14 protein-coding genes are annotated in these 13,418 nt (G+C 57.3%); all 14 read right to left on the bottom strand.

Annotated elements, in window-relative coordinates:
* Positions 1 to 30 precede the first annotated feature (30 nt).
* Positions 31 to 1,131 (bottom strand): sigma-54 interaction domain-containing protein, encoded by a 1,101-nt coding sequence (locus tag ACA059_RS17455; RefSeq protein ID WP_497630274.1) that lies wholly within the window; start codon positions 1,129 to 1,131, stop codon positions 31 to 33.
* A 66-nt stretch (positions 1,132 to 1,197) separates the two neighbouring features.
* On the bottom strand, positions 1,198 to 1,599 hold the full coding sequence (locus ACA059_RS17450; RefSeq protein ID WP_497630273.1) for an ExbD/TolR family protein: 402 nt from the start codon (positions 1,597 to 1,599) through the stop codon (positions 1,198 to 1,200).
* A 1-nt stretch (position 1,600) separates the two neighbouring features.
* Complete coding sequence (locus ACA059_RS17445; protein ID WP_497630272.1) at positions 1,601 to 2,326, bottom strand: MotA/TolQ/ExbB proton channel family protein; 726 nt, start codon at positions 2,324 to 2,326, stop codon at positions 1,601 to 1,603.
* Positions 2,327 to 2,404: 78 nt separating this feature from the next.
* Positions 2,405 to 3,214 (bottom strand): energy transducer TonB, encoded by an 810-nt coding sequence (locus ACA059_RS17440; protein ID WP_497630270.1) that lies wholly within the window; start codon positions 3,212 to 3,214, stop codon positions 2,405 to 2,407.
* Positions 3,215 to 3,869: 655 nt separating this feature from the next.
* Positions 3,870 to 4,658 carry an SDR family oxidoreductase gene (locus tag ACA059_RS17435; protein ID WP_497630269.1) on the bottom strand — a complete coding sequence of 263 codons (789 nt, stop codon included), beginning with the start codon at positions 4,656 to 4,658 and terminating at the stop codon, positions 3,870 to 3,872.
* Between the two features lie 59 nt (positions 4,659 to 4,717).
* The gene (locus tag ACA059_RS17430; RefSeq protein ID WP_497630268.1) at positions 4,718 to 6,265 is read right to left on the bottom strand and encodes an amino acid ABC transporter permease/ATP-binding protein; all 1,548 of its coding nucleotides are present in this window, start codon (positions 6,263 to 6,265) and stop codon (positions 4,718 to 4,720) included.
* Between the two features lie 64 nt (positions 6,266 to 6,329).
* On the bottom strand, positions 6,330 to 7,124 hold the full coding sequence (locus ACA059_RS17425) for an ABC transporter substrate-binding protein (RefSeq protein ID WP_497630266.1): 795 nt from the start codon (positions 7,122 to 7,124) through the stop codon (positions 6,330 to 6,332).
* 45 nt (positions 7,125 to 7,169) lie between these two features.
* Positions 7,170 to 8,240, bottom strand: coding sequence for an isopenicillin N synthase family dioxygenase (locus tag ACA059_RS17420; protein WP_497630265.1), 1,071 nt, complete (start codon positions 8,238 to 8,240; stop codon positions 7,170 to 7,172).
* A 14-nt stretch (positions 8,241 to 8,254) separates the two neighbouring features.
* On the bottom strand, positions 8,255 to 9,106 hold the full coding sequence (locus ACA059_RS17415) for a sugar phosphate isomerase/epimerase family protein (protein WP_497630264.1): 852 nt from the start codon (positions 9,104 to 9,106) through the stop codon (positions 8,255 to 8,257).
* A gap of 594 nt (positions 9,107 to 9,700) precedes the next feature.
* Positions 9,701 to 10,207: a bestrophin-like domain gene (locus ACA059_RS17410; protein WP_497630263.1), complete on the bottom strand. Its 507-nt coding sequence runs from the start codon at positions 10,205 to 10,207 to the stop codon at positions 9,701 to 9,703.
* 242 nt (positions 10,208 to 10,449) lie between these two features.
* Positions 10,450 to 10,908, bottom strand: a complete 459-nt coding sequence (locus ACA059_RS17405) for a glycine zipper 2TM domain-containing protein (protein WP_497630262.1) — start codon at positions 10,906 to 10,908, stop codon at positions 10,450 to 10,452.
* A 14-nt stretch (positions 10,909 to 10,922) separates the two neighbouring features.
* On the bottom strand, positions 10,923 to 11,351 hold the full coding sequence (locus ACA059_RS17400) for a hypothetical protein (protein WP_497630261.1): 429 nt from the start codon (positions 11,349 to 11,351) through the stop codon (positions 10,923 to 10,925).
* A 64-nt stretch (positions 11,352 to 11,415) separates the two neighbouring features.
* A complete protein-coding gene (locus ACA059_RS17395) occupies positions 11,416 to 12,093 on the bottom strand; it encodes a DUF3313 domain-containing protein (protein WP_497630260.1) in 678 nt (225 codons plus the stop codon).
* 189 nt (positions 12,094 to 12,282) lie between these two features.
* A complete protein-coding gene (locus ACA059_RS17390; protein WP_497630259.1) occupies positions 12,283 to 13,404 on the bottom strand; it encodes a formylglycine-generating enzyme family protein in 1,122 nt (373 codons plus the stop codon).
* Between the last annotated feature and the right edge of the window lie 14 nt (positions 13,405 to 13,418).

Here is a 13,418-nt window from a genome sequence, read left to right as displayed (position 1 = left end):
ACGCAGAGCGTGGGAACGATCATTTCGCACTCAGATAGACAATTGAATGGCCCGTGGATCCTGCGGGGCTGGCGCAGGTCGACGTTTGTTGACCCTCAATTCGCCTTGGCTGATCAGCAACGTCCGAGTGGCGTTGCGAGTGAGCCCCAGCAGATTGGCCGTATGCACCTGGTTGTGATGGCAAAACCGATACGCAGCGCGTAACAGGGCATGTTCGACCACTTCATGGACGTTGCCGAGTGGCACCTGAAACAGACTCTGGAAAGCTCGATCCAGCAACGCATCCGCCGATTGATCGACAGTGGTGGTTCCATCCTGTCTTTCGCTGCGTAAGGTCGACAGGCGAAGGTCTTCACTCTGAATGACGCCATCGCAACAGATCAGCAGCGTGTGATGAATGACGTTTTCCAGCTCGCGAATGTTGCCCGGCCAGCTGTAGTTGAGCAGTTTGTGTTCGGCGCTGCGGCTCAGTGTGATGGGCCCGTAGCCGAGACGGCGGCTGTAGGTCTCGATGAAGTGTCGAGTCAGCGGAGCGATATCGCCGGGACGTTCTTTGAGTGGCGGAAGCTGCAGATTGACCACGTCCAGCCGGTAAAACAGGTCCTCGCGAAAGTGACCTGCATTGATGGCTTTTTCCAGTTGAACGTTGGTTGCCGCCAGCACCCGTACATTGATCGGGATGCTCTTGCGTGAGCCCAGCCTCACCACTTCGCGCTCTTGCAGCACCCGAAGCAGCTTGACCTGAATCGGCATAGGCAGATCGCCGATTTCATCGAGAAACAGCGTGCCGCCGTTGGCTTCTTCGAACCAACCGGCCTTGGCGGTGATCGCACCGGTAAACGCGCCTTTTTCGTGGCCGAACAGTTCAGCCTCGACCAGCGATTCGGAAAAGGCACCACAGTTCACGGCAATGAACGGGTGAGCGCTGCGCGGACTGAGGTTGTGGATGTGACGGGCCACCAGTTCCTTTCCGGTACCGGTTTCGCCAATGATCAAAACGCTGGCTTCACTGGGCGCTACTTGTTGCAGATGCTTGAGCAGGGCTTTGGATTTTGGGTCCTCAAAGACTTGCGCCGTCGCGCGGATCGAAGTGGCCAGGGCGGGAGAGGGCGGTAAGGTCAGCAGTTGCATCTTGATCCCCATGAGTAGAAGTTCGGGAGATTCAGCGCCCTGAAACCTCAGGGCGCCTGCCATCAGTTACTTCGCGGTAATCACCGACAGTTTGGTAATCCCTGCGCGCTCGATCGACGCCATGGCCCGAGCCACTTCGCCGTAGTTCACCCCGTTGTCCGCCTGCAGTTGCACGCGCACATCGGCGTTCTTTTCCTTGGCGGACTTCAGGTTGGATTCCAGCAGATTCGGCTGGATTTCGTCCTTGTTGATGAACAGCTTGCCCTTGTCGTCGATGCTCACCACCAGCGGGTCTTTCTGTTCAACCGGCGCCACCGATTCGGTCTTCGGCAGGTTGATCGGGATCGAATTGGTCAGCAGCGGCGCGGTGACGATGAATACCACCAGCAACACCAACATGACGTCCACCAAAGGCGTGACGTTGATTTCGCTGAGCACTTCATCGCTGTCTTGTGTGGAGAAGGCCATTTCAGGAGGCCTCCTTCACTTTCTGACCGGTCGCGGTGGCGCCGGTTTTTTTCTGCGCCGGATGCAGCAGCACACGGAAGGCGTTCTTTTGCGCCAGGCTGTAGAAGTCGTGGGCGAAGTCGTCCAGGTCCGCCGCCGTCAGTTTCAGGCGACGCAAAAAGTAGTTGTAAACCAGCACCGCCGGCACCGCGACGGCGATCCCCACGCCGGTGGCGACCAGCGCTGCACCGATCGGGCCGGCCACTGTTTCAAGGCTTGCAGAACCGGCCGCGCTGATGCCTTTCAAGGCCGACATGATCCCCCAGACCGTGCCGAACAGACCGATGAAGGGCGAGGTGCTGCCGATACTGGCGAGAATCGCCAGACCGGTTTCCAACGAGCGACGCTCGCGCACGATCTGTTGGCGCAGGGCGCGTTCGAGGCGGTCCTGATGGTTGATCGCCTGGCTCAGGTCAGTAGCTTGCGCGCCATCCGGCACCTGGATCGCAGCGTAACCGGCCAGTGCCACTCGGGCGGCGGCACCCGGTTGGTTGTGGGCCAGTTCCGCGGCAGAATCAAGGCTCGAGGCGGCCCAGAACTGTTTGTGGAACCGGCGATCCTGGGTCTTCAGGCGCGTGAATTGCACACCCTTGAGCAGGGCCAGGCCCCACGTCGCAACAGAGAAGACAATCAGCAGCCAGATGACGGCGTGTTCGATGGATTCGAAAGGGGAAGCGATGAGGTTCATGGTTTAGGCTCTCCAACAAAACGTAGGTCGTGTAGCGATGCGCCTTCTGTCAGGTGGCCCGCGGTTGTCAATTGAGGGTTATCGGATCTTGAAATCGATGGGCACGCTGACCCAACCGTCCTGGGTCACGTCGCCCTGTTTGGCCGGGACGAAGCTCCAGCGCTTGACCGCAGTCAGTGCGGCGTCATCGAGCTGATCACGTCCGCTGCTTTTCTGGATCTGTATTTCGCCGGGTTTGCCGCTGGCCAACACATGCACCCGTAACAGCACCGTGCCTTCCCAGCCACGACGCATGGCCACCGACGGATATTCCGGCGCCGGGTTATGCAGGTAACCGGCGTTGGCCGATGCCGGCGTCACCGGTTTGGGCGCGGCGGGTGCGGGTGGTGCCGGAGCGGCGACCGGTTGCGGTGGCGCCGGTGGCGCGGGCGGTTGCTCCACCGGTTTGGCGACCGGTTTGGGCACGGGTTTGACCACGGGTTTGGGTTTGGGAATCGGTTTGGGCGGGGGTGGCTTGACGGCCAGTTCATCCTCCTCGGGCGGTGGTGGTTCGACAACGGGCTGTGGAATCGGCTCGGGGGGAGGGGGTTCCACCTCGGGTGGTGCTGGCTGAGAAAACTCGATGGTCATCGGCGGGATTTCCGGCGGCACTATAGGCAGCGCCGGAGTCGGTGTGCTGTTGACCCAGTAGATCACCGCGCCGTGCAGCACCAGCGCGAAGACGCCGAGCAACACCGCTTCACGGCGGCTCAGTAACCGTTTGGGCGTGCTGTGCAACCGCGACTGCGACAAAGGGCCGAGATAGACCCGCCCCAAGTCGAGCAACTCGCCGCCCGGTGCCTGACGCCAGAGCACATTCAGTGCAGTGGCGGTTTGGACATTGGCCATTGACTAACTCCTGGCTATTTAGCGAAACGGAAAAGTGTTTCCGTTATCAACTGTTGCCTGTATGTGGCATTTAATCGTTCAGGCAAACATGGATACGTAAATAGTCAGAGCAAGAGCCATACCAATAATGAATGAACCATTAAATGATGCTTTTAACAGTGCTGTGAGCCGGGTGAGTTGTGTTGAGCGAACTTTTTGTCAAATAAGTGTTGCTGGGGGAACAGTCTGCAAGCGTTGAATAATTTCAATTTAAAACCCGGAAAAGTGGCGGGTTCTTCAGTGACGCGAACCGTGAAAAGTTTAATGAGAGCGCGACTATACAAATAGATGCTCCAACTAACGTCAGATTTCAGGGAGTGCCAAGGCCATCCGCGCATACTGCCAACGACTGAGCCGGTTTCAGGTCTACGCCGATTTGTACCATCGGCGTCCCTGCCTGCATTCCGGGCATCTCAAATTGAACAGCTGAGGTGTTGGCTTTCCTGCGGTTATCGGTGAGGGCTGAGTTCTCCAGGACGATGGATTGCACTCGAAGAGCCGGCTGAACCAGCGGGCGAAGGCGCTCAGGTTCATGAATACACAATCCACCACGTCGTACACAGGAGGCGAATGGCGAAAGCCTCTATGCCATCCGCTCCACTTGTGCCTGCCGTCTTTATTGGCTGGAGCGAATGGCCCCTCCATCAATCAACAAGTTCTGCCCCGTCAGGTAGCCTGCATGACTGCTGCAAACGAAAGCGCACAGAGCGCCGAACTCCTCGGGTGAGCCGAAGCGTTTAGCAGGAATTTCGCTACGGCAATCGCCGAGGAATGCTTCACTGTCTTGCCCCAACTCTTGGGCAGCAGCGACCAGGTTGTCACGCAGTCGATCGGTGTCGAATGAGCCCGGTTGCAGGTTGTTGATCGTCACATTCCGACTGGCAATGTTTTCTTGCCGGGCAAGCCCTGCGATAAATCCCGTCAGACCACTGCGCGCGCCATTGGAAAGACCCAGGCTTTCGATAGGGGACTTCACGGCACTCGACGTGATGTTGATGATTCGGCCAAATCCGCGGGTCGCCATACCGTCTACCGTTGCCTTGATCAACTCGATAGGGGTGAGCATGTTGGTATCCAGCGCCTTGAGCCAGGCGTCGCGGTTCCATTCGCGGAAATCCCCGGGAGGAGGGCCTCCAGCGTTGTTGATCAAAATATCGAAATGCTCATGGGCCATGAGGGCTGCCGCGCGACCCTCAGGTGTTGAAATGTCTCCGGCTACGGCGATGACAGTCACTTCAGGATTTATCGCTCTGAGCTGACGGGCTGTTTCATTCAGCGTCTGTTCGCCTCGGGCGGTGATCACCACGTTCACGCCTTCGCTGACGAGTGCCTGTGCGCAGGCTTTACCCAGGCCTTTGCTGGCCGCGCACACCAGCGCCCAGCGTCCTGCTATTCCAAGATTCATGCGTGTTTTCCTGAAAGAAGGAAGTTCAAAGAAAGTGGTTGCCTACTGCAGCACCCTGCTCACGCATGATTCGCAGTTATAGGCAGGTTTGGCGATCGAGTACTGATTCCCATAAAGCGCCGCACTCTCTCTCCTTCGGCATCGCAGCGTATGGTTTCAGGTGCAGCATCCAGTTGGATATTTCCGTTCTCCATGAAGACGACCCTGTCGGATATCGACATGGCAAAGTCCATTTCGTGGGTGACGATAATCATGGTCATGCCTTCACTGGCAAGGTCGCGTATGACGTTCAGCACATCGCCCACCAGCTCTGGATCGAGCGCTGACGTAGGCTCGTCGAACAGCATGATGTCCGGCTCCATGGCCAAAGCACGAGCGATCGCCACGCGCTGTTGCTGTCCGCCGGAGAGCTGGTGCGGGTACTTGTGGGCGTGGGCGAGCAGGCCGACCTTGTCCAACAGCGCATAAGCACGGTGTTCGCTCAGCTCGCCCGGGATGCCGTGGTAACGCGGCGCCAGCGTGACGTTGTCGAGAAGGGTGCGGTGCGGGAACAGATTGAAGTTCTGGAACACCATGCCAATGTGCCGCACGCCTTTGCGCAGACGGGCGCTGTTGGGTTTGTCCGAGGCTTCGATGAATTTTTCACCGAACAACAGAATATCGCCTGTATCGATGCTTTCCAGGCCGTTGACCGTGCGGATCAGCGAAGTTTTGCCGGAACCGGATGGGCCAATGATCGAGATCACCTGGCCGTATTCGACATTCAGATCGATACCCATCAGCACTTGGTGCGTGCCATAGCTCTTCTGGATGTTCTTCAGTTGCAGGATGGGCGTCGCGTTGCTGCCCGCGGCTTTACGCGCATTGTCGGGCAAGGCTTCGGCGCAGGCCTTGAGCTTGACCACGGCGGCGGTATCGAGTGTATGCGGCTTGCGGAAGTTCAGGTCCAGGTAGCGCTCCAGACGCTGCAGGAAAAAGCCGAACACCGTGACGATCAGCACGTAGTACACGCCCACCGCCGCCAGGGTTTCCATGACCAGGAAGTTGGTGGCATAGAGGCGTTGGCCGACCGTGAGGATTTCGGTCAGGGAGATGACCGAGACCAACGACGTCAGCTTGACCACCGTGATGTATTCATTGATCAGCGTAGGCAGCGAGATACGAAAAGCCTGGGGGATCACGATCAAGCGCTGCATGCCGAACAGGCCGACACCCAGCGCGCGGCCTGCTTCCTTCTGGCCCTTGGCCACGGAGATCAGACCACCACGGTGGATCTCCGCCATGTAAGCCGCTTCCGTGACCACCAGGGCCAGCAAGCCAGAGTAGAAGGGGTTTGACAGAATCGGTCCGCTACCGGGAAACAATTGGGGCAAGTTGTAGACGAAGACCACCAGCACCAGCAACGGGATGCTGCGGAAGAACCAGATGTAGACCGCCGCGGGAATGCGCAGTAAGGGCGACTGGGACAGCTTGGCCGTGGCCAGGCCAAAACCCAGCAGCATGCCGAGGAACCAGGCCAGGGCACTGAGCTGGACCACGGTGATGCAGGCCTTCCAGAAGTCCGGCAGGGAGAACAGGGAGAAGAAATACGACCAATCGAATTGCATAGGGCACCTCGATCTGCCGCCCCGGTGCAGGGGCGGCAGATGACCAGACTACAAGGACACGTTCTTAGTGGGCAGTCGGTTCTTCCAAGCCATATTTCTTAAGAATAGCGGCGTATTCACCGCTCTTTTTGGTCTCCTCGAAGGCTTTTTGCACGGCCTGGAATGTTTCGTCGTTACCTTTCTTGACGAAGATACCCAGGGTTTGCTGATAGATCGGGTGTTCTGTGGTGATCACTACCCGGCCATTGGTCTTTTCCGCGATCATTTTTGCAGCGCCAGCGATTTCAACCTGGGCCTGAATGTTTTTGGACAACAGGGCCTGGGTCACTTCGGGCGCCGAGGGGTACTCGCTGACGGTGATGGCGCCTTTGTTGTTCGGCACGCAGTACTCATCGGAGAGCTTCTTGAATTCCTTGACCCAGGTGGTGCCCTGTTCCAGGCCCAGTTTCAAGCCGCACAGGTCTTCAGGTTTTTTCGCATTGATCTCGCTGCCCTTGGGCACCATGACTGCGGCACCGGTGTTGGCATAGGCGATGGTTTGGGCCTGAGTCTGGCGCTCCGGTGTGATGTACATGCCGGAAATGACCGCGTCGTATTTGGCGGAGTTCAGGCCCAGGATCAGGCTCGGGAACTTGGTGTCGATGAACTCCACCTTGGCGTTCATGTGCTTGGCCAGGGCCGTTGCCAGTTCCGGGTCCGAGCCCACCACGTTTTTGTCCTTGTCATAGGACTCGAAGGGCGGGTAGGTGACTTCCATGCCGACCTTGAACGTGTCTGATGCGGCCATGCTCAACGAGGCACCGAGCATACCGGCTGCCAATACAGCCAAGCTCAACAGGTTTTTTTTATTGTTTTTCATTTTTTACTGGCTCCGGCGTAGGTAAGGGGTAACTGAAAACTTCAATCAGGACGGTTGAGCCTGATTTTTCAAATGTCCGAAACTGGCGGGCTTGCGTGCCTTGCCTGGCAGTTGAACGTCCCCATTGGCCACCCTCTGGCGCAGATACTGATAGGTCTGCAGTGCCTGGCCATACATGTGTTCGCCGATCGTGATTTCTTCGTAGTCGTTACCTCCCTGGGCGAACCCGGGCAGCGGTTTGATCTGGGTGTGATAGTCGCAGGCATAAAACAGTGGAAAGGAATAACGCTCCTCCTTCACGCTCCGCACCCGGTGCGCAGTGGCAACGAATGCGCCTGCCGTCATCACTTCCAGCATGTCGCCGATGTTGACCACAAAGGCATCGGCAATCGGTGGTGCATCGATCCATTGTCCAAGGTTGTTCATCACCTCAAGGCCTGGTTTGTCGGCCAGGAGGATGGTGAAGCACTCATAATCAGTATGGGCTCCAAGACCCGGTGCGTCATGGGCGGCACCGTCGAAGGGGTAGTGGATCAGGCGCAGCTTTGACGGCGGGCGAGTGACCAGGCTGTCGAAATAGTTTTCTTCCAGGCCCAGGGTCAGGGCAAAGCCGCCGAACAGGCGCCGGCCCAAGGCGAAGATCGCTTCATAGTAGGCCTGCACCGACGCCTTGAAACCCGCCAGCTGCGGCCAGTCGTTGGGTCCTAGCAACGGGGTGTTGGCCAGCACCAGCGGGTCATCGGCCGGGACTTCGAAGCCGACGTCGAAGGCTTCCTTGTGGTCCGGCTTGCCTTTGGAATAGACCTCTTCGCCTTCGGGTACAAAGCCCTTGTGGGTTTTCGAGGTGCCGATGTAGTGCCGCATCTTGGTGTCGAAGGGCTGGTCGAAAAAGTCCTTGGCAGCCTTGCGCAGGTTGGCGATCAGTTGCGGGTCGATACCGTGATCGGTGATATAGAGAAACCCGACTTCACTGGCGGCGCGCCCCAAATGTTCGGCCACGGCCAGGCGGTGTTCCAGTTCGAAGCTGAACAGACCGGCGATGTTGACCACCGGGATGCTATTGAAGTTGGCTTTGTGTGTGTCAGTGCTGGCGCTGTTGTTTTTATTGTCAGGCATGACGCATCGGCTCCCTAAGGATTGCTTGAGTGGTGGAAACGCTCGAAGTGTTCGCGCTCGGTCTGGCCCATCCACACGTTCAATGACCATAGGTCGGCGACCGGGACATTGGTGAAGGGCAAATGATGCAGGTAGCCGTCGGCGCCGAATTCCGGGGTCAGGGTGCTGACCTGGTAACCGCGGGCTTGCTGCGAGCGCCAGATGCTTTCCCAGTGCTGCTGATGGAAAGCCAGTTCTTTTGCATATTCGGGAGCCGCCGGGTGCGGAACCTGTGGGCCCTGGTCGTAACCGACCCGTGCCTGGATATGGTGAACCCGCTCGATGAAAGCGCTCAGATCATCGGCCGGGTCATTCAACAGACGCTCGCAGGTCACGACCCAATGGCTGATGTCACTGGTGAACAACAGATCGGGCAGTTGCCGGATCAACTCCAGGGTCACCCAGGGGTTGAACAGCGAACGCGAGCGGTGGGTTTCGAAACTGCAGACCTGACCGTGCTTGCGCGCCAGCTCCAGTGCCTGACCGAAGAACTCCACTTGTTGTGGCAAGGACCAACGGTCATTGCCCGCCAGCACGTTGACGAAACGTGGGCCGAGTTCGGCGGCCCACGCAAGTTTCTGATCAAGGTCATTGAGGTGAACGTCAGCGGTCGCCGACTGCTCCGGCAGCACATCGTACGCCGTGAAGACTGTGCTGATGTAACCCAGGCGATTGGCCTGGAGAAAGGTAGCGAACTCAGCCCGTTCACGGGCGTCCAGTGGCAGACGTGCTTCCATTCCATCAAAGCCCGCCTGCAGCAGCTCTTCAAGCGCCTGGGCCTTGCTGGCGGTGTAACCCCACAGCGTGCGGAAAATTTCCAGCTTCATCGGTTATCCTCAAAAATCCTTAGGCCTGTTGCAAAAGCACTTCGACAAAGCCAGTCGGCGATCAAGGGCCAGCAACGGCAGAGGATTGTTGAGCCGGGTCTCTGCCTGATGGGTCCCACTTAGCGCTGCCGTGGCTAGTTCGCTGTGGGGCCGATGTTAGGCATAGGCGGCGGGGTGAAAGAATCTGAAAGTTCAAATGAATACTTCAGACTTTCATCAACAAATAGCTAGCTATTTATCGCGTTTTTCAAGAGGGGTTTTATGGGCGAGTAGGTGTCTACGCTGGCTATTAGCGAGGGGTGCCATTGTTACGGCATCATTTTGAAGAGTCCCAAGCGAGACCGGGGCACTGATGGTAAGTTCGGGGCCGATTGCCGATTGCCGATTGCCGTCTGTGGCGAAGGGCAGCAATCGGACCCATAGCCGCCGCAGAGCAACAGAGCAAACTATCCTGGAGAGTGTTCCTGCTTTTCCTGAAAACCGGTCATGCAGTCACCGATGAAAGGAGATATTCGAGTGTCTCTGTTCCGGGGATGACGAGGTCTTCGGCTAGGCGAATTTTATGTGCTGACCGACCTTCTCTCGACTAGTTGATCAACGGATGATCTCGGCCAGCGCTTGGCGCATCGGCTCACCGGAGACATGAACCAGGCCGGAGAAGGGCGAGTCCAGCTCCAGAATCATTGTGATACCTCCAGAAACTGCAACCGAACAGAGGCAGAAAACGGCGATAGTCGTGGCGTTGCGAGGTGCGAACAAACCGAAGCTGGCGAATACCAAACTAAGCCAAAAGATCAGCAGGATCAGGATCAGGAACGGTACCGGAATGGTGCTGGCACGCTGTTCCGCCAGCAGCCAGCGCGCCTGTAAAACATCGTCTGAAAGTGTGAGCGCCTGCGAGCGCAGCCAGCGCTGTCTCGGATCAGTCGGAACAAGCAATAGAATCGATTCTTGTGTCGCCTCCATCATCCCGACAGTCGCTTCGGTTGACTGTGACGGTTCTCCCATGGCCGGGAACAACTCCTGCATTTTCGCCTTCGCGTAATTGCGCAGCTTAACGCGGGCATCCTCCGACAATCGCCGCTGAAACGGAGATCGCATTGCGCGACTCATTGCTGAGGTGATGCTCGGGCAAAGCCCTCGCAGCAAAGATGCCAACAAGGGCGCCGCCGAAGATAGCGACGAAGGCGATGAGTCCGATAGCTATATGGCTCATAAGAGAAAAATGCGCATCGAATCACCTTGGAATTCCTGCCGTCGTGAGAAAGGCTCGCGTCGCCTTCGAATCGCGAGTCAGTTGAAAGCATTTTTGGTCGGAGTAGTACCGAAGACCTAAGTGAGCTTTAACCGCCTTGCGGTACCACTCGAGCGTCATTACCTGAGCCTTGGATGTAAACATTCATGCCTTTACCGAGGGATGGATTGATCGGCTGGGTAACCAATACCAGCACACCACTTTTGACCCGCACGATGATCTGTTGCGCTTCTATCGGTTGGTCGTATTTTTTCTTCTCCACGTAATTGCCGCCGACAGCGCCAGCGAGAGCGCCCGCAACCATGGCGACGTCGCGTCCGGTGCCACGACCGATCAGGCTACCGATACCGAGACCGCCAAGGCCACCGAGAACAGCGCCGACGCCACTGTCGTGATTGGTCTGCATCTGCGTCAGCGATATCTGCTCGATCTTCCCTGAGCGAATCTCGATTTCACCGGCACCACCATCGGTTGATCCCACGGTGGAGCAGGCACTGATCAGCACAGCCACCAACGTAAGCGTCATCCAAGACAAGATTGTTTTCATTTCTGTGCACCTCATTATTGATATCGGATGGCAATGCCTTTGAGTTTTCGTCCCTGAATCGTTTCTATGTCCCGGTTCCATAGCGGCCCGGAAACGTACGCAGCCACTGGCTGAATGTGGTCATAAACGACGACGACTGCGTCTGCACCCAGTGTGGCGGCCTGTTCACGCAGTTTCTGTTCAACTTGTGTGATGGGCGGCGCTGGATCGACACTGGCATCGATCAGGATCTCACCCAGCCGTACGTTGGGCCGGGTGGGTTCTACCCGTAATACCTGGACCTCGCTGGCCAGAGTCGGTGCAGGATGTTCAACCCCAACGTAAGCAGTCGTCTGGGCGTCAACCGTCGCGCAAGCGCTCAGCGCGAGCACGCTGGTGAGGAGGGCGGCGCAGAGTAATGGCATTTGAAATTTTTCGTATCTAAGCGATGAATGAGCCGACATGTCAGCTGCCCTCCGGTTGAGGTTTTTTCAACCGCCAACGGGTGTTGGCGGTTGTATGCAGGGCTCAACTGCGGATGAATGCCCACAGGTCGGCATTCAATTTGTCGATTGCGGCCTTGAAGTCCTGGGTGGTGATTTTCTCGCTTTCATTCGAAAGCTGGGTGCCGAACACCTTGCGCACCACCTTGGCAACGGTTTGATTGGTGTTTGCGTCAATAAACTCGGCTTCGATGAACAAGTTAGTGTCTTGGTCCCGGTGACCGGTGGCTGCTTGTGTCGCCCCGACCACGGCAGCGACCGGAACTATTTCATACCACTTCATGCCTTCGTTCGAAGCTGTTACCCCGGTGATGGCCGCTCGGAGAATCAAGGGTTTAGAGCCGGCCGGTGCTGCGTCCGTAGTGGATACCAGCCGGTATTTCTGGCCTAGCACTCCTTTGGCCTTTGTGGTCATGTAGTTCTGGATATCGTCAAGTGTCTGCTGGTTGACCCGCTCATTGGGCTTAGGTGCCGGATAGAGTTCCAGCCGGTTGAACACCACCGTGTCATACGCATTCGGGTTCCACGACGGGCTCACCCAACGCATCGCCGTGCCGCCGCTGGGGGTGGAAATTTCTTGAAGGTTGTTGTATTTGGACAGGTAACCGGAGTACTGCTCACGCTCGGTGACTTTCGACGTGCAACCGCCGAGTAGAACCCCGGTCAGAGCGGCACCGACGAGCAATTTTCGGGACATGTTCATGGTGCTTTGTGCTCCTTGGATTAAGTCGTATTTGTCGTCAATACAACTTCAGAAACATCAGGTCATGTTGCCCGTGAGCGCATGAATCCTGACATTGCCGAACTAGTCCGAGGTTCGATCGCCGGACAAGGTTTTTGTCTGATCCACCGGCATGTCCCGAGCCTGAGGGTGACCCAGCTGAAGTTCATATCAGTGTCCTGGCGCAGCGCGTAGCTGAGTCTGGTTCTTTTCCCATTGGTCATTACTCATCGCCAAGCGAAAGCCGAGATGGGACATGGAATTCATAGGATCCGCACCTTGCCTGGCACTGGTTCGAAAGCTCGTGCAATAGCTGTCGCTACACAGAAAAGAGCCCCCTCGAATCACGCGCTGTGGTGCGTTGGCCGTTACTCCGAGTTCTGGGTCGTAGCTCTCAGCTGGCCCCACCGGGTTAACCGCTACTTCGCCTGTCGAATTCAGTTTCAGTCCAACTTTAAACGCATCAGCACGGTACCAATCGGCGACCCACTGCCAAACGTTCCCGGACATGTCGTATAGCCCATAGGCGTTAGGTCTGTAACTGCCTACCGGTTTGGTGCCTATCTTGAATTTATTGCTGGACCCGGTAACGGGAAAGGGTTGTATCTCATCCCAGGTGTTTGCCATCTTTTCTCCACCAGGCGAAAAATCATTCCCCCACGCATAGTTCGCTTGTTCCAGTCCGCCTCTGGCGGCGTATTCCCATTCAGCTTCGGTCAGCAGGCGCTTATGAGCCCATGCTGCATACGCCTGTGCATCCTCGCGTGAAACCTGAACAACTGGATGGGTTTCCTTGCCCTCGATTGTACTGTCGGGGCCCAACGGGTGGCGCCAGTCGGCCCCCTGGACAAATGCCCACCACTGACTGAAGTCATTCAGAGGGATTGGTCTGTCTGTGCCTACGAAAACCAATGCCCCAGGTACCATGACACTGTCGTCCGGCTCTGGAGTACCCGGCGGAAGTTGTACCTTCAGGTCTTCCCATTCGGGTTTGCGTTCTGCGGTGGTGATGTAATGCGTTTCAGAAATGAAACGGGCGAAATCAGCATTGGTGACGTCGTAGCGGTCGATCCAATAGCCGTCGAGTCGAACCTTGTGAGCCGGCCCCTCGTTGGGTCGCGCCTGCTTATGATCGCTGCCCATCAAAAATTCACCCGCAGGCAGCCAGACCATACCCACGGGGCCATTTTCCCCAACACCGAGGGTCAAAGGCGACGGACCGCGAATGTGCTGGTACGCCGCAAAAGCCAGGCCGGCAGACACTATCCCGACTGCGACTAAAGCGATGCCCAATCGCCGTTTCCTGT

The organism is Pseudomonas sp. LBUM1647 (assembly GCF_059716175.1).
Note: the sequence above shows the minus strand (reverse complement) of the source record. Positions and strands in the feature narration are given on the sequence as shown.